The sequence below is a fragment of the Segatella hominis genome, assembly GCF_019249725.2.
GTDB lineage: Bacteria > Bacteroidota > Bacteroidia > Bacteroidales > Bacteroidaceae > Prevotella.
The window spans coordinates 122,785-146,369 of record NZ_CP137560.1 but is presented as its reverse complement, the minus strand read 5'-3'; the positions used below and the strand labels follow the sequence as shown (position 1 = coordinate 146,369).

At 41.9% G+C, this 23,585-nt stretch carries 24 protein-coding genes and 1 pseudogene; 11 read left to right on the top strand and 14 right to left on the bottom strand.

The window, feature by feature from the left end; genetic code table 11:
- Positions 1–234: 234 nt before the first annotated feature.
- Positions 235–1,671 (top strand): MobV family relaxase, encoded by a 1,437-nt coding sequence (gene mobV / locus KUA50_RS16090; protein ID WP_218456513.1) that lies wholly within the window; start codon positions 235–237, stop codon positions 1,669–1,671.
- On the opposite strand, the gene KUA50_RS16085 is transcribed toward mobV, so the two are convergent.
- Both KUA50_RS16085 and KUA50_RS16080 read right to left on the bottom strand, forming a co-directional pair.
- A complete protein-coding gene (locus tag KUA50_RS16085; protein ID WP_256624198.1) occupies positions 1,661–2,608 on the bottom strand; it encodes a hypothetical protein in 948 nt (315 codons plus the stop codon). The genes mobV and KUA50_RS16085 overlap by 11 nt on opposite strands.
- Positions 2,609–2,740: 132 nt before the next feature.
- Positions 2,741–3,547 carry a tyrosine-type recombinase/integrase gene (locus KUA50_RS16080; RefSeq protein ID WP_218456511.1) on the bottom strand — a complete coding sequence of 269 codons (807 nt, stop codon included), beginning with the start codon at positions 3,545–3,547 and terminating at the stop codon, positions 2,741–2,743.
- 60 nt (positions 3,548–3,607) lie between these two features.
- Between KUA50_RS16080 and KUA50_RS16075 the strand changes: the two genes are divergently transcribed.
- Positions 3,608–4,972, top strand: coding sequence for a restriction endonuclease subunit S (locus tag KUA50_RS16075; RefSeq protein ID WP_256624197.1), 1,365 nt, complete (start codon positions 3,608–3,610; stop codon positions 4,970–4,972).
- Here the strand turns inward: KUA50_RS16075 and KUA50_RS16070 are convergent.
- The 10 genes from KUA50_RS16070 to KUA50_RS16025 all read right to left on the bottom strand — a co-directional run bounded on the left by KUA50_RS16070 (position 4,955) and on the right by KUA50_RS16025 (position 15,916).
- On the bottom strand, positions 4,955–5,347 hold the full coding sequence (locus KUA50_RS16070; protein WP_256624196.1) for a restriction endonuclease subunit S: 393 nt from the start codon (positions 5,345–5,347) through the stop codon (positions 4,955–4,957). The two genes, KUA50_RS16075 and KUA50_RS16070, sit on opposite strands and share 18 nt — an antisense overlap.
- 92 nt (positions 5,348–5,439) lie before the next feature.
- Positions 5,440–6,030 (bottom strand): restriction endonuclease subunit S, encoded by a 591-nt coding sequence (locus KUA50_RS16065; protein WP_218456509.1) that lies wholly within the window; start codon positions 6,028–6,030, stop codon positions 5,440–5,442.
- Entirely contained in the window at positions 6,027–7,583 is a 1,557-nt protein-coding gene (locus tag KUA50_RS16060; RefSeq protein WP_218456508.1) for a restriction endonuclease subunit S, read from the bottom strand. Before KUA50_RS16060 ends, KUA50_RS16065 begins: the two co-directional genes overlap by 4 nt.
- Positions 7,584–7,598: 15 nt before the next feature.
- Positions 7,599–8,105: a hypothetical protein gene (locus KUA50_RS16055; RefSeq protein ID WP_218456507.1), complete on the bottom strand. Its 507-nt coding sequence runs from the start codon at positions 8,103–8,105 to the stop codon at positions 7,599–7,601.
- Between the two features lie 40 nt (positions 8,106–8,145).
- Entirely contained in the window at positions 8,146–9,171 is a 1,026-nt protein-coding gene (locus KUA50_RS16050) for a PDDEXK nuclease domain-containing protein (RefSeq protein WP_118201266.1), read from the bottom strand.
- A gap of 37 nt (positions 9,172–9,208) precedes the next feature.
- Positions 9,209–10,720 (bottom strand): class I SAM-dependent DNA methyltransferase, encoded by a 1,512-nt coding sequence (locus KUA50_RS16045; RefSeq protein ID WP_057256679.1) that lies wholly within the window; start codon positions 10,718–10,720, stop codon positions 9,209–9,211.
- Positions 10,721–10,734: 14 nt separating this feature from the next.
- Positions 10,735–13,131, bottom strand: a complete 2,397-nt coding sequence (hsdR, locus tag KUA50_RS16040) for an EcoAI/FtnUII family type I restriction enzme subunit R (protein WP_218456506.1) — start codon at positions 13,129–13,131, stop codon at positions 10,735–10,737.
- 66 nt (positions 13,132–13,197) lie between these two features.
- A complete protein-coding gene (locus tag KUA50_RS16035; RefSeq protein WP_005680006.1) occupies positions 13,198–13,404 on the bottom strand; it encodes a helix-turn-helix transcriptional regulator in 207 nt (68 codons plus the stop codon).
- A 166-nt stretch (positions 13,405–13,570) separates the two neighbouring features.
- Positions 13,571–14,725 (bottom strand): site-specific integrase, encoded by a 1,155-nt coding sequence (locus KUA50_RS16030; RefSeq protein WP_195257565.1) that lies wholly within the window; start codon positions 14,723–14,725, stop codon positions 13,571–13,573.
- Positions 14,726–14,749: 24 nt separating this feature from the next.
- Positions 14,750–15,916: a site-specific integrase gene (locus KUA50_RS16025; RefSeq protein WP_218456505.1), complete on the bottom strand. Its 1,167-nt coding sequence runs from the start codon at positions 15,914–15,916 to the stop codon at positions 14,750–14,752.
- A 231-nt stretch (positions 15,917–16,147) separates the two neighbouring features.
- Here KUA50_RS16025 and KUA50_RS16020 point away from each other — a divergent pair.
- The 6 genes and pseudogenes from KUA50_RS16020 to KUA50_RS15995 form a co-directional block, all read left to right on the top strand.
- Positions 16,148–16,453, top strand: a pseudogene (locus KUA50_RS16020) (hypothetical protein); the annotation flags it as partial.
- Between the two features lie 26 nt (positions 16,454–16,479).
- On the top strand, positions 16,480–17,097 hold the full coding sequence (gene traK / locus KUA50_RS16015; RefSeq protein WP_218456504.1) for a conjugative transposon protein TraK: 618 nt from the start codon (positions 16,480–16,482) through the stop codon (positions 17,095–17,097).
- 18 nt (positions 17,098–17,115) lie between these two features.
- Positions 17,116–17,436 (top strand): hypothetical protein, encoded by a 321-nt coding sequence (locus KUA50_RS16010; RefSeq protein WP_218456503.1) that lies wholly within the window; start codon positions 17,116–17,118, stop codon positions 17,434–17,436.
- Positions 17,437–17,447: 11 nt separating this feature from the next.
- Positions 17,448–18,692, top strand: a complete 1,245-nt coding sequence (gene traM, locus KUA50_RS16005; RefSeq protein WP_256624195.1) for a conjugative transposon protein TraM — start codon at positions 17,448–17,450, stop codon at positions 18,690–18,692.
- Positions 18,693–18,769: 77 nt separating this feature from the next.
- A complete protein-coding gene (gene traN, locus KUA50_RS16000) occupies positions 18,770–19,531 on the top strand; it encodes a conjugative transposon protein TraN (RefSeq protein ID WP_218456502.1) in 762 nt (253 codons plus the stop codon).
- Between the two features lie 432 nt (positions 19,532–19,963).
- The gene (locus tag KUA50_RS15995) at positions 19,964–20,209 is read left to right on the top strand and encodes a hypothetical protein (protein ID WP_218456501.1); all 246 of its coding nucleotides are present in this window, start codon (positions 19,964–19,966) and stop codon (positions 20,207–20,209) included.
- A 469-nt stretch (positions 20,210–20,678) separates the two neighbouring features.
- Here KUA50_RS15995 and KUA50_RS15990 read toward each other — a convergent pair whose 3' ends face one another.
- Positions 20,679–21,416, bottom strand: coding sequence for a S24 family peptidase (locus KUA50_RS15990; RefSeq protein ID WP_218456500.1), 738 nt, complete (start codon positions 21,414–21,416; stop codon positions 20,679–20,681).
- A gap of 158 nt (positions 21,417–21,574) precedes the next feature.
- Between KUA50_RS15990 and KUA50_RS15985 the strand changes: the two genes are divergently transcribed.
- Positions 21,575–21,781, top strand: a complete 207-nt coding sequence (locus tag KUA50_RS15985) for a hypothetical protein (protein ID WP_256624194.1) — start codon at positions 21,575–21,577, stop codon at positions 21,779–21,781.
- Positions 21,782–21,848: 67 nt separating this feature from the next.
- Here the strand turns inward: KUA50_RS15985 and KUA50_RS15980 are convergent, their stop codons facing one another.
- Positions 21,849–22,238, bottom strand: coding sequence for a hypothetical protein (locus KUA50_RS15980; protein WP_218456499.1), 390 nt, complete (start codon positions 22,236–22,238; stop codon positions 21,849–21,851).
- Between the two features lie 304 nt (positions 22,239–22,542).
- Here KUA50_RS15980 and KUA50_RS15975 point away from each other — a divergent pair, with 304 nt between their 5' ends.
- Both KUA50_RS15975 and KUA50_RS15970 read left to right on the top strand, forming a co-directional pair.
- On the top strand, positions 22,543–22,989 hold the full coding sequence (locus KUA50_RS15975; protein WP_218456498.1) for a hypothetical protein: 447 nt from the start codon (positions 22,543–22,545) through the stop codon (positions 22,987–22,989).
- Between the two features lie 115 nt (positions 22,990–23,104).
- Positions 23,105–23,362, top strand: coding sequence for a hypothetical protein (locus KUA50_RS15970; protein ID WP_218456497.1), 258 nt, complete (start codon positions 23,105–23,107; stop codon positions 23,360–23,362).
- Positions 23,363–23,585 lie beyond the last annotated feature (223 nt).

Sequence of the window (23,585 nt, the reverse complement as noted above, 5' to 3'; positions counted from 1 at the left end):
TGATGTCAGTTTGCCAGTAAGAACGCAATGCCAAGACTTCATCAAAACCGTTTTAGAGCAGTGATGGTACACAACAGAAGAGGCTTGCCTATATGTACGCATAATGTAGATGGGGAACATAATCCTCGGTATGGTTATCACCAACCGAATTATGCTCCATCGGGCAAGCCCTTAGGAGGACACCAGAGCAAGCTCGTTTTATAAATTTCATTACCCCATCTTAGAAATAACATTATGCCAGAATACCAAGTGTTTCACCAACAAGCCGTCAAGTCGTTTTCGGCAGGTGAAGATAACGAACATCAGAGGCGTTGGACGGAATCCCAATGGGAAGCAAAAGCCTCCAACAAGAAGTTTAACTACGACAAGAGCCGTGCGCATCTCAACTTTGAGATAGTCAAGGGCGGTAAGATTGTACCTCTCGGCTCTTCTAAGCCCATTTTGGAGCGGTTTCAAGACCGTTTGGAAGTCACTGGTGCGGAAGACCCTAACAAAGGGCTTGAAACGCCCAAATATCGCATTGCCTGCAACATGATATTTTCGGGCGATGCCGACAGAATGCGAGAAATGGCTTTCGGAGACCAAAATGTGGAGCGAGCGAAAGGCGCAGACAACAGTCATGTCAAGCGCAAAGCGGAGATAGAATTGTGGGCAAAGGACATCTACAAGGCTGTTGCCGATGCATGGGGCGAAGACAACATCATAGACTTTTCCGTTCATCTTGACGAGTCTTCACCGCATATCCATTGCCTTGTCACGCCAATTATGTACGATGAAAAGAAACAGAAGATGCGTATCAAATACCGAGATACTTTTGGTGGTGACGCAAACAAACTGGATGCTATCCACGACTACTTGGCAGAGGTCAACAAAAAGTGGGGCTTGGTACGTGGCGAATCAGTTTCGGCTACCAATGCCCAGCATGTCCCTCGTGACGAATGGTATAGACAACTCCAAGCCGAAAGCCGTGAGTTGGAAATCGCAAATGGCAAACTGGAACTTGACATTCGCAGAAAGGAGAATGCCGTTAAAGGTCTGAAAACGATGATAGAAAACCTCACTCACCAGAAGTCCGAGGTGGAGAATAAAATTCATGAGGTTGAGAAATTGTTGGAACAACAGAATGGCGAACATTCCGAGTTGTCAAAAGAACTGGAACGGCTCAAAAGTCAGTTGTCCACCTTGGAGTTCAAACTGACGGACAAACGAGAAAAACTGAGTGCAGCCGATGAAGCCCTTGCCGAGTTCAGAGCCATGACAAGGGCGCAGAAGTCTGAGGCTGAAACTTTGCGTGTCGTGCAGGAGCAGACTTCACGGACATTGCAAACATACGCCCAAGCCTCTATCCTTGCAGGCAGTTTTCAAGAACTGCTGACGATGAGCAGTAGAATTTGCGCCAATGTACCCGAAGCCAAGAAAATGGCAGAGAACACCATTATTGAAGATATGTGCGATATGCGTTTCAAAGATGTACTTGGCACAGCCGTCAAGATGTTCATTGAGGGCATCAATGGGGCAACAAGCATCACGCAGTCGGGAGGTGGCGGTGGCTCCAATTCGGAATTGCCTTGGAGGGATAAGGACGAGGATATTTTCAGCTTTGCCAGACGCTGCATGAGATTCGCCCACAGCAAACACTATCCCAAAAAGAGTTCGGGCATTAAGCGGTAGTATCAGCGAGTATTCGCTTCCAGACATCAATATCAGGGAAAGGCATGTATATTTCAAAGAAACCATCGAAATATGCCACTGTCTTTCCTTGATTTATTTTCGCCTCTGCATAGGCTCTGCTTTTGTACTTGTCGGCAAGGCGTAACAATTCCTGTTTCTGTTTCTTTTGCTGATTTTCAAAGAAACTTATTGCAAGAATAAGCAACTCCTTTATACCATTTGTAAGCCCTGCCTTATCATAGATATAAAGCAGACGGTTGTAAGGCTCTGGCTTCCAATAGCCATTGGCAATCAGCTCTTCATAGATATTGGTTGCAGTGATGTAATCCTTGCTTTTTTCGGCAACCTTTGCCTTGCGTAGTTCATTCTCTATATGGCTGATTATATCTTCTATCTGATGGCACACTGGAACGTCTTCTGAAAACAATGTGTCGTTTCCATTTGTATAGAAATCAAATTCGGGCAGTTGAGCAATCAAACTTTTGTATCGGTTTGCCAATGTATCTTTGGTGGTAATGTTTCTGTGGAGATTGGCTTGTTTGGGTAGTTTGTCTTCTCGTTGCCTTATTACTTCCCTAAATTCGACAACAAGCGCATCTTGGCTGAATTTTGCAGGGACAAGCAATAGAACACGCTTGGCATCGCTCCATTGTTCTTTGCTTGTATAATGGCGAAGTAGCCAATTATAGGGTTCAAGGTTCAATGAATATCCTTTTTGAACCGCACTCTCGTATTGGCATTTAGTCTGTTCTGTGTCATTTGCTTTCAGATATGACCTTGCCTTTATAACCTCTGTAACACCAGGCATTACCAAAGGCTGCTTGATGGACTGTTGAGGTACATTTATAGAAGAAGGCAAGGAAACTTTCTCTTGCGTGTTTGTCTCCTTGCCTTTGTCGTTGCTGAATATGTCTTTTATCTTCTTGAATAGTCCCATGCGTATTTCCTTTTGAGTGCAAAGGTAATGCAAAACGCTGATAATCAATTCTACTTGTTGTAAAAAGCATATACTCGTTTGCATAGTTTAATAGCATGGATAACATATCAAAAGATATAGAATATGCTCCGATTACCAGGTTATCACTTTGTCAACTATCTCTTGTTGCTCAATGCTGCTTCTTCGTAGATAGATACGTGTCGTTTCGATGCTTTCATGCCCCATAAGGTCTGCAAGCAGGGCAATGTCGTTGAACTTCTCCAAGAAATTTTTGGCATAACGATGGCGGAATGAGTGAGGGTAAACCACTTTCTCATTCAAGCCATACTTCACCGCATAGTTCTTCAACTGCTGTGATATGCCTCTTGTCGTGATGCGCTCGCCAAAGCGATTGAGAAAGAGATAGCCACTTGTACGGTTGAGTGTCTGCAACCACTTTTCTGTTTCCGTGCGCAATGTCTTGGGGATATAGATACGCCGTATCTTGCCACCCTTGGTGTAGATGTCATAATAGCCTACTTGCACATGCTCAATTTTGATTTGCACAAGTTCGCTCACTCTGGCACCAGTCGCAGCCAAGAAACGCACCACAAAGTACCACTCCAAGTTGTCTTCCTTCTTCAACTTGTTCTTCAGGAAGGTGTAGTCGGCATTGCTGATGACATTCTCCAAATAAGAACGTTGCTGCACCTTGACCGACTTCAAGCGGAGTTTCGTCTTGCCTACAAATACAAGGTACTTGTTCATCGCCTGAATACGGAGGTTCACCGTCTTGGGCTTGTAAGTCTCAATCAAGTAGGTCTTGTAAATCAACAGGTTTCTCTTGTTCAACTCTTTGTGTCGAGAGCCAAACTCCTTCACAGCATACAGATATGCCGAAATCGTGTTCTTAGCCATATTGCCTTGGCTTAGGAACTCTTCAAATTTGTCTAATTCCATTTCTATTCGTTTATTAGTGAAACATTAAGTTGTCCTAATAAATAGGCATGGATTTGTTCTATGAGTTCCTATTATGAGAAGTGGCTTGCTACGGGGAAGGTGAAATGTATTGATGAGGAGATACCGTTTGAGGTACCCCAGGGGTGGGAATGGTGTAGATTAGTTGAGGTTGGAAAAACAGAAACAGGTACAACACCATCCAAATCTCATCCTGAATACTTTGGTGATTATATTCCATTTTTAGGTCCTGCAAACATACTAAATTCCAAAATTGTAAGTGTAACACAGGGATTGTCAGATATTGGAGTTGATTATGGGCGTATTGTACCAAAGAATACTATTTTGCAAGTCTGCATTGGAGGTTCTATTGGTAAATGCGCCATAACAGACAAGCCTGTTACTTTTAATCAGCAGATAAATTCTATAACGCCCTATTTGTGTAATGTGGAGTTTGTCCATATAGTTTTGCATTCAGAATACTTTAGGTTGGCAATAATGGATAAGGCTACAGGAACAGCAACCCCTATAATCAATAGGGGTAATTGGGAAACTTTGTTGTTCCCTTTACCACCAATAAATGAACAGGAAAGAATTGTTGCGAACATTACAGAGTTAACACATTTTCTTGGTATTTACAGCAATAAGCAAGAAGAACTTAATAAGTTAAATTCTAATATGTACCAACGCTTGAAGAAGGCTATTCTGCAAGAAGCCATCCAAGGCAAACTCGTTCCGCAAATTGCCGAAGAAGGTACAGCCCAAGATCTGCTCAAACAGATAAAAGAAGAAAAGCTGAAACTCGTAAAAGGGGGCAAACTAAAGAAGTCTGCCCTCAAAGATTCCGTTATCTTCCGTGGTGACGATAACAAGTATTATGAGCAGATAGGCAAAAAATGCTTGGATATAACAGAGCTAATTCCCTTTGAAATCCCTAATAGTTGGACTTGGACAAGAATGGGACAGATTGGAGATTGGGGCGCAGGTTCTACACCTCAGCGCAGCAACCAAGATTATTATGGAGGCAATATTTTGTGGCTTAAAACAGGGGAGTTGAACAATGGTGTCATATGTGATACTGAAGAAAGAATAACGCAGAGAGCTTTTCAAGAATGCTCTCTACGTATGAATAAAATAGGTGACGTTCTTATTGCTATGTATGGAGCTACAATAGGAAAGTTGGCTATTGTAGGCAAGGAATTAACTACCAATCAAGCGTGTTGTGGCTGTACTCCCTATATTGTTTATAATTGGTTCTTGTTTTATTTCTTAATGGCAAGTCGAGATACATTTATCAAGAAAGGTGAAGGTGGTGCCCAACCAAACATATCACGTGTCAAATTAGTTGAGCACTTGATACCTTTACCTCCTTTAAATGAGCAGAAACGCATTGTCGAAAGAATTGAAACTCTATTTGAGCAATTGTGATGAATCCTCTATCTTTTGGAAGATTCTTTTCTGCTCTTGTAGTGGCGGAATACCAATAATAAGCCCATAAAACAATTCCTTGTTGAGGTGTGGTATAGCTGCACCTTTCTTAGAATTGCGCAAAGTTTCTTTGTAGAACTGTATGAAAGCCAAAATATAAGGTTCGTACATAGAGGAACTTATCCATAATTGCTTGAAAGTACTACCCATATAACCGTCTTGTGGAACGATGAAAACTTCACCAGAGTTTTCACCGTCCACAAGCATTATATTGTCACCTTTATATACAAATTTACCATGTTCTAGAATAGTTTCAGAACTTTTACCACGTAAGTATTTAGCATCTAACAAGCACTGCTTGCCTGTGGTTTTCAAGCCGTCTGTAAGTTGGCAAACTGCATTTAATCGAGCAATAGACCAAGAACTTGGAAACTCAAAAGGAAGGTCAATCTCAGTTATTTCGCTCCCTATCTGCTCATAATACTTGATAAAACCTCTTTTATTTTGGCTACTACTCTACTTTGTTCTGCCATTGGAGGCAATGGTAGATACAGCTCTTTCAGTCGTTCTTTCCCAAGATTATAAAAAGCAGCACCAGACTTCTTGGTTATTCCTCGCATAGCCTCTATCAGAAATGGACTTTGAAGAAAATACGCAAGTAACAAGGAGTGATTAAAGTCTTGAATGTATGGGCTAAAGATGAATACAAAACCGCCAGCACTAACATTATTGTAGTCTTTTTCTATCACAGCCATTTTACCAATATTCTCCAAACTGGTTACAGCAGGAGTAATGATGCAATTCTTCTTCAGAAGGGTATTCGTATTGACAAACTCATCTGACACAAATACATCATTATTTTTGAATATATACTTATTGGGCAAAATATTTTCCCCACGCAATATTCTAATGCCTTTTTTATTTGCGTTTACTTGTTCTTTTTTGAACGAAGCCCCTGTTTGTATTTCCAACAGGTCTTTGACCTTGCACCAAGCCCATGTTTCGGGTATTTGGAACGGCAAAAACTCGTCTATACAAACAGGGCTGTTGTCTATCAACTCATAATACTTGTTACAGACTTGTATATTTCAACAATTCGAGATTGTTCCTCTAAAGGAGGCAATGGAAAAAACAAATCCTTCAAATCGTCTTTGTTAAATCCTGCTTGGGCACTTCTAGAATGATCTTTTACTAAATATTGGTATATGCTTGACTGATAAAACAAGAATAAATACTGTTTGTTCACGAACTCAGAGTCAAAAAGAGGAATTACCTTTGCCATCGCTACATTATATGCTCCATCTTTAGCCCAAAAGACTTTACCTAAAGAACCGCCATACCTTGCTAATATAATATCACCTTCTTTTGTTATTTTATTTGCTTTTTCTTGTGGTATATAAACAGGCATAGGATTTGAACCATAATCTCTGATTTGATACAGTCTTATATATCCTGATTTAGGACTATCAACAAACTGAGATTTAGGAGGCTGTGAACCGCCTGATATTTCAAACAATTGATTGTGCCTAACCCAACACCATGTTGAAGGTATTTCAAATGGAATTTTATCGTCAATACACTCCATACATTCAGTTGACTTCTCCCAATACTTGTTATCGTCACCTTTGAAGATAACGGAATCTTTGAGGGCAGACTTCTTTAGTTTGCCCTCTTTAACGAGTTTCTGCTTCTCTGTCTTTATTTGTTCAAGCAGTTCTTGCGCTGTGCCTTCTTCTGCAAGTTGCGGAACGAGCTTACCTTGTATTGCCTCTTGTAAGATGCTCTTTTTAAGACAATCCTTTATAGTAGTGTTCAGTTCGTCCAATTTGTTCTGAACATTATTATATTTCTCTATTTGTGGTAATAGTTCAGCTAACTTTGCCACAATTCTTCTTTGTTCTGATAGAGGTGGAAAAGGCAAAAGTAATCCTTTCAAACGATTTGCAGACAGTCCAGGCATGGCAGTTCCAACAGATGCCAAATTGTTGCTTTCTTTCAATAGGTAAATGAAATGATATACATATTCACATATGCCGCTAACACACGGACGCAATCTATGAACATGATTTTGAAGACAAATATCATAATCTTCATTCCATATTGCTGAACGTCCATAACCAGCACCACCTTCACAAACAAGCAAATCTCCTTTTGTAGCCGAACAAGTCTTAATCTCTTCGTCAGTAAAATTCATAACCTTTACATTATCAAGGATAAAGTGTCCCCAATATAGATTAGAGGTCGTTATGAACTTTTGTGGGGTTCCACCACCTTTATTGCTACTACTCTGTTGCTTTCCGCTTGTATGGTTGAATATATTGCCTATACGAGTCCATTCCCACCCCTGTGGTATATCAAACGCCACTTCCTCATCTATGCACTTCACCTCCCCTGTGGCGAGCATCTTCTCATAATAGGAATTGTCCTCACCACGGTAGATAATGGATGCGTTCTTGTCACGCTTGATTTTCTTCTCCTTGATCAAGCGTTCTTTCTCTTGGCGAATCTTATCAAGCAAAACGCTTGCTGGTTCGTCATTAGGGTCTTGCGGCACAAGTTTTCCCTGTATCGCCCATTGTAATATGCTATTCTTTAATTGCTTTCCGTTCATTGTAATTTTCTATCGTTAGAAATCATTGTCCTTATTCTTCTGCTTCAAGAAGAACTGATAAAGTTTCTTGCCTATTTTATCTTTGGCAAATGTCCGCTCATGCTCAATAGGTATGGTAGATAACCTTATCTTAGCCACGCCTTTTTTCAACAACTCAAATTGTTGTGGACTTATCTTGAATTGAGCTGTAGAACTGATTTCTGTCACTGGAAGGACTATATTGCCAGAAACAATACCTGCCGTTTCGGAACCGCTACCAATCTGAGAACCATAAAGTTTAATAACTTCACCATCGAATGTTTTCAACAACATGGTTGATTCTTTCAGGAAATTCAGTCTGTCTGACTTTACGGTTGCGATAATGTAATATGCCGTATCTTGCTTTGCAACGCTATATTTCATATTGCATCCCTCGGCAGCCAAAGGTCGATATGTATATCCAACCGTTTGTGCATTTATATTGATACTGCACATAGTCAGTACAATAGACAAAATGATTAGTATTCCAATGTTACTTTTCATAATTATTCTATAAAATCGAAATGTCCTTATTTTATTGTTGTTACTCTGCTTCGTCCAATAATTTGTCAAGTTGCGCTTGCAGTTCTTCACGCTTTGGCAAATAGAGTTGGTAACGTGCTACAAACAATTGATTGGTTATGCCTTCCAAGGCATACTCCATCAGAAGTTCGTCTTTTCTTGCTCCCAAAACTATGCCAATGGGTGGATTATCGTCAGGTTGACACACTTCTGTTTTGAAGTAGTTCAAGTAGAGGTTCATCTGCCCAATATCACCATGCTTTATCTCTGCTCGCTTCAAATCAATCAACACATAGCACTTCAAGATACAGTGGTAGAACACCAAATCCACCTTGAACTGTCGGCTTCCTATCTGCATGGAGTATTGTCTGCCCACAAATGCAAAACCACGTCCCATTTCCAAAAGGAACTGCTCCATGTGGTCTTTAAGAGCCTTTTCTAAGTCACTCTCCTTATAGCGTTTCTGTTTGGGAAGTCCTGCAAATTCAAGCACGAAAGGGTCACGGATGATGTCTTGCGGTGTTTGTACTTGATGCCCCTCGTTTGCCAAAGAAAGAACTCCAGCCTTGTCTGTGCTTAGTGCAAGTCGCTGAAACAGACAACTTTTCATCTGTCTTTTTAGTTCCCTAACTTTCCAACATTCCTTGATGGATTCCTTATAATAGAACTGCATTTCAAGCGCATTATCACACTTCAACAGTTCATAATAATGGCTCCATGTCAATTTGTGGGACAGTGTCCCACATTTTGGGAAAGCCAAGTACAACTTGCGCATATAGGTAAGGTTTGTTCGGTTAAAACCTTTTCCGTTTCTTGCTGTCAAATCCTTTGCAAGGTTTACAAGTAACCTTTTGCCATATTCTGCTCTTTGTTTACCACCCTGTTCAAATTCAACAATATACTTTCCTGTTTGCCAGTTGGCATCAAGCAATTCCGTATTGACCGCAGCAATGGCTTTTGACTTCGCCTCACCCCATAGCGTGGTTATGTTGTCTATCAACTTCTGATAGGCAGCATCATTTATGTTTGTCAAACCTTTATTCTCCATGCCAATCTTTTAGATTTGTGGAACACCGTTCCACATTTTACAATTCGTCCACATTTACATTTATTCCCAAGATACGCTGTATCTCCGCCAATGTCTTATCAATTTCATGATCAAGAGCTTTGCGCTTCTTGAAATAGTCGGCAAGCAGTTCGGCAGGAGGCAAGATTTCTTCATCCTCTTTCGGGAACTTGCACAAGTCGAAGTTGCAATCGGTGGCGATAAGGTCTTCAACTGAATAGCAACGAGATTTCTCGTCACCATCAGCAATAATAATCTCCTTACGGTCGTTCCACCACTCACGGATTGGGTCGCAATGTTCCGACTTCATGGACTTTGTCTTGGAGAAATGCTTGTAACCCTCTGGCATATCCAAACGATAGAACCACGTTTCCTTTGTAGAATAGCCCTCTGGAGCACCCTCCGCACTGGTATTGTCGAAGAATAGAATGTTCGTGGCAATGGAAGTGTAGGGCGCAAAGATGCTGCCTGGCAAACGGATAATGGTATGCAAGTTGAAATCTCTAAGCAGCTTGGTCTTGATGGCTATCTTTGTGTTGTCTGCTCCAAACAGGAAACCGTCTGGGACAATGACCGCTGCACGACCATTCTTCTTCAAGCGATACATGATAAGCACCATGAAGAGGTCGGCAGTCTCGCTACTGCGCATATCTGAAGGGAAGTGTGACTTGACATCCGATTTCTCGTTACCACCGTATGGTGGGTTCATCAACACAACATCAAACTTGTCTCCGTCTGTATAGTTGAGTACATCTTTTGTAAGCGAGTTGTCGTGATATACCAATGGTGTATCAATGCCATGCAGCAACAGGTTTGTTACACATAACATATATGGGAACTGTTTCTTTTCTATGCCAAATACAGACTGATTGTACTCTTTGCGGTCTTCTGCAGTCTTTACCTTCTTGTCCAATTCACCCAACCAACTTGTGATGAAACCTCCTGTACCACAAGCGAAGTCTGCCATTTTCTCACCAATCTGCGGATTGACTATCTCTGCCATAAATTCGGTTAAGGCTCTTGGGGTGTAGAACTCACCAGAAGAACCAGCCGACTGCATTTCTTTGAGAATAGTCTCGTATATCTCACCGAAAGCATGACTTTCCTCATAGTCACCAAGGTTCAAACCGTCAATCACATTCAGCACTTGACGAAGTTGAACTCCGTCTTTCATATATTGGTTGGCATCCTCAAATGTGGTCTTTACAATCGCCTGACGGATAGGGGTAGTTGGTGTTATCTCTATGTTTTTGAGTTCCACAAACAATGTGTTGTTGACAAACGAAAGTAGCTCATCACCAGTCAAGGCTTTACCGCTTCCATCGTCATGCGCCCAGTTGCGCCAACGGCATTCTTCTGGAATAATAGACTTGTAATCATCATCGTCCAACTCCCAGTCATTCTCTTTCTCGTCATAGACTTTCAAAAACAGCATCCACGCCATTTGTTCTATGCGTTGCGCATCACCGTTGATACCGGCATCATTGCGCATTATATTGCGTACTCGTTTTACGAAATTTGATAAACTCATATTTTGTTTCTATTTTATGCTATATTATATATGTATTGTTCCAGTTCCTTTACGGCATCAAGATAGCCTTGCTTGCCACCAAAGAACTTCACGATGTTTGCCTTTGAGCCCAATTTGCGGAATGGGTCATTTTCAAGCACAGTAAGGCTTTCCAATTCAGACACACCTTCCTTGGTGTACTTATCCAACAGGGCTTCAAGCACAAGTCGTGCCTGTTCACCATACTTGCTGAATATGTCTCGTTTCTTCACTTGTTCGGCACGCTCATGTCGTGTAAGTGTTTTCTTGCCGTAGGCTATATGGCAGATGAAATCGAAATCATCCACATCGTCCATGTCTTGGTCGTGCTTCAATGCTGCAAGATCAATACCACTGTCTTTAAGCATTTCAGCAATATCTGACTTTTTCTTGGTTTCTTGCCACTTGGAAGTGAATGTATCAATCGTAGCGTATGTGTCTATGATACTTTTCTTTGTATAGTCGGTAATGCTTTCCGTGCGAAGCAACTTACCATTTGTGTCATAGACAGAAACGACCTTGTTAATGACCTTTACTGTACAACCGTCCGAGTTGACTATTGGCTTAGGCAGTTTGGGCGGTTGTTGGCAAATACATGGTATCTGACCACATACTGGGCAGGGTTCTGGTGTCGGTTTGGGACACACGCATGGATTCTGTCCACATACAGGACAAATATGTGGTTTAGGCGGATAATTCGGGTCTATCTCAATCGGTCCATCCCAATCAGGGTCAGCAAACAATCGTGTTACGTTGCGGAAGTCCATTACTGTGAAGTATGTCTTTCCTTCTTTCTCACGAAGACGAGTGCCACGACCAATTATTTGTTTGAACTCTGTCATAGAGCCGATTTGTTGGTCAAGCACAATCAGTTTTGTCATTTTGCAATCAACACCTGTTGAAAGCAACTTACTTGTAGTTGCTATGACAGGATATTTCTCGGCAACAGAAATGAAATAATCCAACTTGCCTTTTCCGTATTCGTCACTACCAGTTATACGAACCACATAGTCGGGATTTTTCTTGCACATGTCAGCATTGGCATTAGCCAAAGCCATACGCATACGTTCCGCATGAGTTTCATCAGCACAGAACACTATGGTCTTAGCCATGCGATCTGTACTTTTCAGATAGTTGGTTATCTCTTTCGCAACTTCCCTTATACGATCTTCTATGACAATGTTATAATCATAGTCGCTGTTATTATAAATGCGGTCTTCTATCTCGTTGCCGTATATATCCTTTTGTCCCTTTGTCGGTCTCCACTCGTCACCGATGTTCGTTGTGATGTTGATAACCTTGAAAGGAGCAAGGAAACCGTCCTCAATTCCGTTTTTAAGACTGTAAGTATAGACTGGTTCACCAAAGTAGCCAATACTTGACTGATATTTTGTTTCTTTAGGTGTGGCAGTCATACCTATATGAGTAGCCGAAGAAAAGTATTCCAAGATGTTTCGCCAGTTGCTATCATCCTTTGCGCTACCTCTATGACACTCATCAACGATAACAAGGTCAAAATAGTCTGGATTAGGAAACAGCTCCTTATAGTTTTTGGCATCATTCTGTCCAATCAACTGTTGATAGAGTGCAAAGAACACTTGATAAGAGCCAAGTTCTTCCAAGTGGTTCTTATCTTTTGAGTAGTCAATCTTGTGTGTCACCTTTTCTAATGGCTTGAAATCCTGCTGTATGGATTGGTCAACCAATATGTTTCGGTCTGCAAGATACAACACTTTCTTCTTCAAACCACTTTTAAGCAAACGCCATACAATCTGAAATGCAGTATATGTCTTGCCTGTGCCAGTTGCCATGACAAGGAGCACACGGTTTTGTCCTTTGGCAATGGCACCAACTGTGCGGTTTACTGCATTGCGCTGATAATATCGTGGCGGAAATATATTCTGACCAGTGCAAAAAGGCTGCTCTATAATAGCCAGCTCTTGTTCGTTAAGTCCGTTTCCATCGTTAGCCTCATTTTTATATCTTTCGACAAGTTCTTCTTTTGTTGGAAATTCGTTCATAGCAAAAGTGCGTTCCCTGCCTGTCAAGAAGTCATGTTCGGCAAAACCTTCACCATTTGAACTGTATGCAAACTTCACATCAAGCATTTGGGCATAGGTCATGGCTTGTTGCAATCCATGAGAAACAGAATGATTGGCATCCTTTGCTTCTACAATAGCAATGGGTGTTGCCTTATTTGCATAAAGTACATAGTCGGCAAACTTCGGTTTCTCTCTATGCACAAGATTACCATGAAGGCTAATTTTACCGTCAGTAAATTTAACCTTCTGTTCCATGAATATACTATCCTTTGACCATCCCTTGCTTGTGATGGCTTCGTTGATATAGCGGAACTTGATGTCCTCTTCTGTAAGTTCTTTGCTTATGCCCATGTTCAAATAACGTTTTATTATCGGAAGTTATTTTGTCCAGTTCTAAAAATCCAGCATTTGGCGTTTTTACTCTCGCTCGTCCTCGTCTGTTATCAAGTCCTTCAAATCGACTTGTAGAATTTTGGATATTTCAAGCAATGTTTCCAAATCTGGCTGGTATTTATTCCTGGCGTAGCAGTTTACTGTACTAAAGCTCTTCCCAAGCTGTTTTGCAAGCCATGTCTGAGAGATGCCTTTTTCTTCCAACGTATCTTTTATTCTGTTCAGTTTCATATTTTCACCGAATTTTACTGCAAATATACATTAAATTTTGCGATAATAATTCGTTATGTGGCTCTAATAGGCAAAAATATAACGATATTTCACACTTTTACACCCATTTGATACGAAATAAGGGAATAAAGAGATTTTATCCTCCTTACTCCCTTTCTTTTCTTCCCTAATTTCCAAATACTTTTTCCACTCGCTTAACGGCATCCGCTCTCATCTGCATGGCTACGGAAGCATATATCTGTGTTGTCTTAACACTTTTATGACCCAATAGTTTGCTCACAGTCAAGATGTCACATCCTGCGAGGATAGCCAATGTTCCAAAAGTGTGCCGACTTGTGTGAAATCCGAGAACCTTTGTAATGCCAGCTCGTTTTGCCATGTGTTTCAGGGCTCTGTCACAGTTGCAGATTTGCGGTGTGTTAAACACAAGGCTATCTTCACTTTTATCTTCCCTGTCGGGCAACCATTCCAATGCCTTTTTGCCTAATGGTATCAGAATGGGGTGCTTGGTTTTCTGCATACGAGGCAGATAGATAGCCAATCCCGCATCAGTTTGGCGAATATCCTTCCATCTTAAGTTGGATATGTCACTATGTCTTAAACCTGTAAAGCAACAGAACATATAACATTGTTTAGTTGCAGGACTGCCTGTTTCTACGGAAGCCAATGACATGACCTCTTCTTTTGTCAATGCAACGATATTACTTTCTGCCTTGCTGACCCTTTCCCTTATATCCAATGAAGCAAAAGGATTTGCACTTATCAGACCGTTTCTGACCGCCTTGTTCAATATGGTGTTGAGTGTGGTCTGCATTTGGTGCATGGTGGACTGTGCCAACTTCTGAGGGTTGCTTGGAGACTTTGGCGAAACATAGATGTCCCTCATGTAGTTCAAGAAGCCCATATATACGTTTTTATTGAAGTCTATCAATCGTATGCCACTTTTATGGCTGTATTTCATATATTGGTGCATGATGGCTATCAGCTTCCATACATTCTTGATGTAGTTCTGAGAATACGCTTGGCTGTCAATCAATCCCTTGTGATAATCAAGCAGCCATTCATAGAAAACAGGCGATGCCTTTCTTAATGCCGTTTCATCTGGAGACTTTGCCTCCTTACGAATACCAAGGAGTCTTTCAGCCTTTATAGCGACCGCCTTTTTCATGGCGTTCTTGTTCTCTCGCTTTGCGTCTTCGTTCACCTCTGGAATAAGGTACAAATGCAATGCCTCATATTCCCTTTTACCATTCTCATAGCAGTCAAGGTATAGCGACTGACTACCATTTTTTAACACTCTTGTTCTTATCTCTATACTCATTTTCAGTTACCTTTTTTATTAGTGCTAATCAAATAGATTATCAACCTTGTTGACTGCCTCCACTTTTTTCTCGTCCACTATCTTGCTGTATATCTGTGTTGTAGAGACATTGCTATGCCCCAATAATTTGCTTGTTGTATAGATGTCAACTCCAAGTGTCAGCATCATCGTGGCGAAGGTGTGCCGTGAGCAGTGAAACGAGATGTGCTTTTTAATATCAGCATTTTGCATCCATTTACGGATGTCGTGACATACCGTTGGAGTGCCTGGCAAAGTGAATATCGGCTCGTTCGGGTCTTCCTTTTCATTAAGGCAGTTCAGAGCCTCTTTTGATAGTGGAACATTAACGAGCTTGTTTGTCTTCTCCATGATCGTGCGGACAAATTTTGTCTTTCCGTCAGATGCGAGAAACACCTTGTTCCATGTGAGCGCACGTACATCTCCCAAGCGCAATCCTGCAAAGCAAGAGAAGATAAAAGCCTTTTTTACTTCCGTGTTGGCGCAGTCCGCTTTCATAATGGCTTTCAACTCGTCAATGGTCAGATATTCTCTTACGCTTTCGGCTGGCTGATGCTTCTCCTTAGCATCCAACAGTTTCATTGGATTGCTTGCTATGATACCCTCACGCACCGCCTTGTTCAACGCTCCATTGAATACCGCCTGATGATGATGGGCGCAACCTTGACTGATTACAGCTGTAGCGTCTTTCTTCACTCCATGATGTGCCGTTTTCAAAAACTTCACGAAGCCACGGCAGAAATCCACATCTATTTCTGACAAACAGATATTGATGTCGCCAGTCGTGGCAAGGTACTGTTCTATCTTGTGGCGCATCTCCTTTCTGCCTTTCAATGTGGATTTGGCAAAGTTGCCGTCCGACTGCTCATATTTGCAGAGCCAAGTCAGCAGTGGCATATTCTCCTGCTTGATTTTCTCCCATTGTTTGATGCCACGGTTCTGCAGCCCCAATATTCTTTCTGACTTCACCTTGTTTGCCACCTGCATAGCGTGTCTGTTCTGGTCTTTTGAAATCGGGTCTTTCTCAGGAACGAGGTAGAGCGACAGCGACTCGTATTTTCTGATACCATCTGAATAAATGTCGAGATAGAGGCTGATATTTCCATTCTTCAACTTGCGCTGACGAATGCGAACAGGCTCTTTTGGTTTTGATACTTTCTTTTGTCTTCCCATGCTGTTATATGCTTTTATTTGTTTCTATTTTATGCCCCCATTCGGGTTTCTCTGAGGTCAAAGTTATAAAGATTATTTTATTTCGCGTAACAAACGTGCAACAAAAATGCACCAAAAATAGATTTTTAACAGTCAAGGAAATAAAAGAAATCAAATCAAAGAAGTATCTGTGTATCAATTGGATAACGTGTGTTTCTTTTGATTTATTACGACTTTGTTTTATGCCATAATATCCTCTACTTCGTAGGTTTTTATGTCCTTCTGCTTTTTGACATTGTCATCAGCGTTCAGGTGGAAAACTTAACCGTGATAACAGCTGGTAAGGGTGAGATGACAGGCTACATTCATAATGCCTTTATGACTTGCGGCTATTTACTTGTGGCATCAATTGTCTCGCTGAAGTGCTTGAACCTGGTTCCAGACCTGGCAGCTTGGATGATTCCTGAAAGTGACACAGCCTTCAGTACCAGAAATTTCGGTGAGGGTGTGGCTGCGTCGGCCAAGCAAAGTGCCATGAGCCTATTACCAAAGGGATAAATTTGATTAATAACGAAAATACTATTATGGCAGTATTAAAAAACGTAGAAAACAAAATTAAGATGGTGATGATCATCAGCAGCCTTTTTCTCATGGGCTGTATCGTCATCAGCTTGGGCAGCATCATCATAGCCAGAGGCATGGTCAGCGATGCCCATAAAAAAGTATATGTGCTGGATGGAAATGTACCAGTGTTGGTTAGACAAACATCCATGGAAGAGACCTTTGAAGTGGAAGCCAAGAGTGATATTGAGATGTTCCATCATTTATTCTTTACGCTCGCTCCTGACGATAAGTACATTCGATACACTATGGAGAAAGCCATGTATCTCATTGACGAAACAGGCTTGGCACAATATAATGCGCTCAAGGAAAAGGGATTCTACAATAATCTCATTGGTACTTCCACCATCTGCAGTATTTTCTGTGACAGCATCAAACTCAACAAGGACTCACTTTCATTCACCTACTATGGCAGGCAGAGAATAGAGCGAAGAACCAATATCCTGATGCGCCAGATTGTGACTGCTGGCAGCTTGAAGAAAGTTCCCCGAACGGAGAATAATCCTCATGGCATTTTGATTACCAACTGGAGAACGCTTCTGAACAAGGACTTGGAAGAGAAAAAGAAAACGGAATACTAACATATAAATGAAAAATATATGAGCTTAAAGAGAATGGTCTTGGGCGAGCAAATGCCCAGCAAGGACGATCCAAAATATAAGGAACGTTACGAAAAGGAAAAACGAGCAGGTATGAAATTCGCTGAGAAATCCGGAATCAATTTCTTGGCAGCTCGCCTACAGATGACGGCTAATAAACATCGCATTGGATTTCTTGCTACCGTATTTACCATAGTCATTGGATGTTTTACCATCAATGTGGTGAATCTGGTCAAGTCTTACAAGCAACGAAGTCATGAACGAATAACGGCCGTAGAAAAGGTAGATTCAGCCTTGCATAAGCCACAGCATAACAATTAATACGCATTGCAATGATGAAAGTTAAGAATATAAACTTTAAGGAAGGAAAGTATTGGATGCCCCTTCTTGTTTACGTACTTTCTCTCTTCGTGGGATATTTCGTAATCGATACCTTCAACTTGGATATTAAGGATACAGGCAATGCCAATCTCAAGACCACGGACTACCTATCCAGTGCGCTTCCAGATGCCAAGACAGACTCACTGCTTGGTAGCAAGATGGATAACACGGAGCGACAGTATGGTAAGATAACAGACCTCTCCGGTATTGAGAGTGTTGAAAACGACCGTGATTCCGTCAATAAGAAGGAAAACTATGAGAGTCAATATAACGAGAAGGAGGCTGAACTTATCCAGCAACAGCAGGCAGAACAGGAAGAACTGAAGAAACTTCGTGCCATGCAGAATAAGGTTCGTCAAAATGCAAGCCGAAATTCGTCATCCTCTAATGAGTTTGTAGCTCCTGTAAGTGACTCTGAAATCGCAAGGCTTCAGCGACAACGCAGGAACAGAGAATGGGAGGAAATGAATCGGAACCTAGCCGGATATACCAATTCTGAACTGGATGAACAGAACTATCCAAGCCATGTGGCAGACAAATATGATAGAGGGACTTTCAAACGAGAACAGACGTATCAATCGGGAAAAAGCATGGATACAAATACACCATATCCAAAGAGCAAGGAAACAGATGAGGAGAAACCTCAAAAAGTTGCAAAGAAGACCAAGGAGGTATCTGAGTATTTCAATACCTTGGGTATGGAAAAGGGAAAAACCAAGCTCATTTCCGCCATTATTGATGAAGATGTGAAAGCCGTGGATGGAAGTCGCGTCCGTCTTCGCCTGTTGGATGACATTGAAATAGGTAACCTTACGGTCAAGAAAGGAACCTATCTATATGCTCAAATGAGTGGCTTTGGCAAGCAACGGGTCAAGGGAAAGGTAGAAAACATCTTCTTCGAAGAAGAGATTCATAGGGTGAGCTTGAACATTTATGATACTGATGGATTGGAAGGACTTTATGTTCCACAAAGTAACTTTCGTGAAACAACCAAGGACATAGCCTCGTCTGCCACCCAGGGAAGTAATCTGACGGAATCCAGTACTGGAGGCGCTGGTATCAAGAGTTGGGCAAGCCAAGCTATGTCTAACGCTACCCAAAAAGCCATGAGTGCCCTGGGAAAGGGAATCAAGAAGAACCGAATCCGTCTCAAGTATGGTACCAAGGTTTACTTGATAGACTCATCTCATAAATAATACGACAAAATTATAAATCAATTGAAATCAATTGCGACAAGATATCGATTCTGTCGCATATTATAAAGTAGAACAATATGAAAAAATTGAAGAATAAAGCATGGGCATTGCTGTTTGCATGCCTTTCGGTGGCTACGGCACAAGCACAGAAAACCAGTTATGACATGGAGCAAATTACAGTGAATGAGCATGTATCCACTATTATCACGGCCTCTGAGCCAATTCGCCTGGTGGACATCTCTACAGACTCCATTGTGGGTGATAAGCCTCTGGAAAATGTCATACGCCTCAAGCCTACCTCAAGTTATCACAAAGATGGCGAGCTCATGGGGATTGTTACCATTATAACGGAACGCTACAGAGTTCAATACGCCCTTGTTTACACAAGTAAACTGCAAGAGGCTGTTACGGACAAAGAGGTAGAACTGATTGAGCGCAACGCCTTCCATAACCCTGAGGTCTCCATGTCCACAACTGATATGGTGTCTTATGCCATGAAGGTATGGAACTCACCAGCAAGATATAGAAGTACATTCACTAAACATAACAAGATGCTGATGCGCCTTAACAACATTTACGTGGTTGGCGAATATATCTTTGTTGATTTCTCGGTAGAAAATCAAACAAATCTTCCATTCGAGATTGACGAGCTGCGCTTTAAACTCATGGACAAGAAGCAGCAGAAGGCCACTAATAGCCAAACATTGGAGTTAAAGCCTGCGCTGCTTCTAGACAGAAGTTGCAATTTCAAGAAAGGGTATCGTAATATTGCAGTATTGAAGAAGATAAAGGGCACAAAACGAAGCGTATATAAAAGAATGAGAGGAAAAATGAGGTAAGACGATGAATAACAGAGAGTTACAGAGATAGAGAGGAAAAGAGGGTGCAAAACGAAACGTTTACATAGCTTTAATTTTGGTTTAATTTTGGAGTGCCTGGAGGTGGAAAAGATAGGGCGAAAGTTTACATTAGGTTAACATGGGGTTAACATGGGGTAAATGACCTGTTTGAGGATCTGAGGTACCGGGGCGGACTGTGTGGGGGTTGATGATGCAGGAAAGATTGTAAGAGCGTGAGGGCTTAATGATGATACGGGGCGGCTGTGAGCCGCTTTTTTTGTGCCTTATGGTGTGGAAAAATAAGGGGTTTAGGAATATTTAAGACGCAAAAACATTCCAAATAATAAATATTTGGTATATTTGCAACCGATAACGAGGGCGATGCGCTTAGATGATGCATGGCTCCCGATGTGGAACTTTAAACGATAAGAAATGGCAAAAGTAGTACACGTCCACCTGTTGGTGGGCAAGCATGAAGGACGGAAAGACTTCTATTTCAGTTCCATCTCGGCCGTATATACCGTGCTGACGGCTGAAGAGGTGGGTGCAACCAAGGGATATCTGCTCCACGCAGGGCTTGGAGGAAACGGGACAGTATGCACGAAACGCGCTATAATAAAGCAATCTACGCTCATTTCGGGTGGTCGAATGGGTGATGTATCAGCTGAGGAAGAATGAGGGCTTAGAACGCAAATTACAGGGTATTCGGACGGTGTTCGAATGATGTTATAAGCCGGGGATGATTTTGGGGGTATTTTTGGGATTATTTTGGGTTATTCGGGGAGCTTTACGGCTCCCCTTTTTTGTGCCCGAAATGGCCATTTTTGGGTAGTGGACTTGCAGGTGGACTTGCAAACTGGACTTGCATTTTTCAAAAACTGGACTTGCAAAAGTGGGTAAAACGGCATAACGATAGCTTGGGTAGGAAAACTACCACTTTTGCCACTTTATGTGCAGGAAACATACCCTTTTTGAACTTCGGTTTTTAGCGCTTACACCTTATTATATATAGTATATAGGGGCTTTTAAGCCTATTTTAGCGCCTTCCAGGGGGAGGGGGAACACTCTGGGGGTACTTTTTGGGGGTGTACCATCTTCCCAGAGCCGGGAAAATGATACGCATCCTGGAGGTGGGTATGAAACGGGGTTACTCCAGACGGATGATGCCCCTAACGAGGGCGATGGCGTGGAGATATGACTTCTCCAACTCGAATGGTGGGTATTTCTCGTTATCAGAGACGATGCAGATATGATCATCATCCTTGCCCGGTAGTACTCGCTTGATGATTGGTCCCTGGTTGGTGTCGAGAACATAGGTTTTGTTCCATTGGAAGAAGACGTCGTTCATCGGTATCTTCTGACAAGCCACGAGGTCGCCAGAGTAGTATGTAGGCTGCATAGAGTCGCCTTTTACCCTGATAAGGAAGTCGGCGCCCTTGAAGTCTGGTATGATATAGTGCTCGCATTCGTACTCCATTATAGACACGTCGGAAGTGAATGCTCCTGCCATTGCGCTAGCTGGTATGAGTGGAATTCCCTCAATGCTTCCCTCCGGCAGCTTATGGATTCGAGAAGAATATTCTCTATTTTTCTCTGGTCTTCTCTGTTTTTCTCCATTTTTCTCCGTTTTTCTCTCCTTTTCTTCAGGACATAGTGCTTCATCAGCGCCGGAAGTACTCGTTTTGAGCATTGGTCCTTCGCCTGTCAAGAGCCAATCTGCTGAAATATGTTCGCACTTTGAGTATATTAACTCAATATCAAAGGTACTGCGAGAATCCCAGGTATTAATCGTTTGGGGTTTAACACCTAACATTTTCGCAAATTGCGACTTATTACCACCTGTATAATGGGCGATCAATGCCTCTAAAATGCCTTTTTTATCCATATTGCGATATTATTTTATTCAAAATGCGAAAATAATTCCCAAAAAATTTGGTAGTTATTCGCAAATTGCTTATCTTTGCACCGTGTTTAAGATAAACACCGCGCCAAAGATACTAAAAAAGCGCGAGCTGGGCAAATTTATGAACTTAAAAAGTTATAATGATGGAAAATGTAGAGAAGGCCTTCAATGGCCTTGGTAGAACAAAGAAAGTGGAGTTTATCTCCAAGAACATCGAGCTTGCATCATCAAGCGCAGTTGCTGAATATGTGAAGGGGTATCTCTTCGATGTGCTCGAAGATGTGGGCGATGATGAGTATGTAGCGACTTACCTTCGAGGTAAGGGCTACAAGGTTGAGAAGAAATAGAGTGTTTAACAAAGGGAGGAGAATGATAGGTTCTCCTCCTGATAAAAAGAGATTAAGATGAAAAAGTCTATTTGTCAATTTCGTCAATCGCACGGAAAAGCGATTCGTCGAAACCATCGTAGCTCTCAAAAACTTTATTTGCGAGTGCAGCGTCTTGAGGAGCAATTCGACGAACTATGTTCAATTCTCCAAGATTACCTTGCAGATAAGCAATGTCCATCAGAACCTGCAAATGGTAACGTCTGCGAGCAAGAAGCTCAGGCTGCTGTCCTGAATCGGTTAGCCCGAAGTCAGAAGAAGCAAGAATATCTCTCTCGTATTTGTAGTTTAAATAGCGAGAGAACCAGATAAGCTGAGTCTTGTTCTCCGCATCGGACCAGAAATGAAGAAGAAGAACATCTGCAACGCGGCGCAGGCTAGTAATCTGTGCCTGGAGGATCATTTCATTTGTTGTCATAAGCTATATATATTTTTAGTGAAACATGTATTTCGATGCAAAGATAAGCATTTTGAGCGAAAAATACTTAATGTTTGCCATAAGTTTAGTTTTTATAAGGTAGAAAGAATCAGGATTAACAACGAGCCGGGCAACGTATCCCGGCAACTTGGAGGTAGTTGGAATGCAGGACGCACGGAGTGAGCGAAAATGGATTAAAGGCACGGATAAGCTTACATGATAACTGCATAGTAAGATTTGCCAGAAAGGCGGTTCGACTCCGCCTTCCTCCACCATTAGAAAAGGATTATAATATTGTTAGAATATGAAAAGAGCAATAGACGTAAGCACGAAGGTACGCGAAGGAATACGCAAGACCTTCAAGGTGTCAGACCAAGCTATCTGGCTTGCTCTCACCTTCGACCCCAAGCGGGGCATGAGCGACAAGGCAAAGCGTATCCGCCAGTACGCCAAAATCAACGGTGGCGTGGAGACGGTGGTTGCCGAAAAGGGTGATACCTTGCTTTTCGACCATGAAGGAAGCTTCAGACAATACTTCTCCAACGGAGCGGTACTGGAGTTCGACAAGAAGACGGGTAATGCTACCATCTTCTTCAAGGGTAAGGAAATGGTATCTGCGGACAATGTCTTGGTCCGAGAGATGCCGTCGCTTCAGATCATGGCAGCAAGGTGGAAGCAGAAGGATGCCGAAATCATCGGCAATCCTGGCATGAGAGAACGTCTGGAACGTGGATTTAGAGTTGGAGGATAGAGTTATGGACATTACTTGGTATCTGATTACAGTCATCGTATGTCTCTCTGTAGGCATCTGTATGGGTAGAAACTGGGATTATTTCACCAGTGAAGAATAAAGAAAGGTTATAGTTATGGAATATTACGGCAATACACTTTGCATATCTGTGTCAGAACTTTGTGAGGCGGGCATTATGAGTCCGGCTAATTACAAAAAGATGGCTACAAGAAACCGCATTAACGTGGTACGTCGAGGCGGTGGCGCAAAAGGAAATACAGCTCTCGTTGAAGTTGATAGCCTACCTGTAAAGTATCGCCTTAAACTAGAAGCGGTTATTCCAAGCGGCAATATGCTTAGAATAAAAAATGGCTTAAGGAAAACCTTTGCATAGACTCTAAAGCTTCTGAGTTCTTTTTCGATAAGGACCTGACAGTTGAAGCGAAGGCGAGATGCATAGCAAATGCGTCAATGCTGAGATGTTGTATAAAGCTTTATTATCATGGTATATATTGGCAGCCGTTAATGGGAGATAAGTTCGACTGGATATCTTTGGCAGATGCTGTAAAAGAGCTAAGAGCCGATTATGATCATAAGTTGCCGGCATCTCCTTTGAG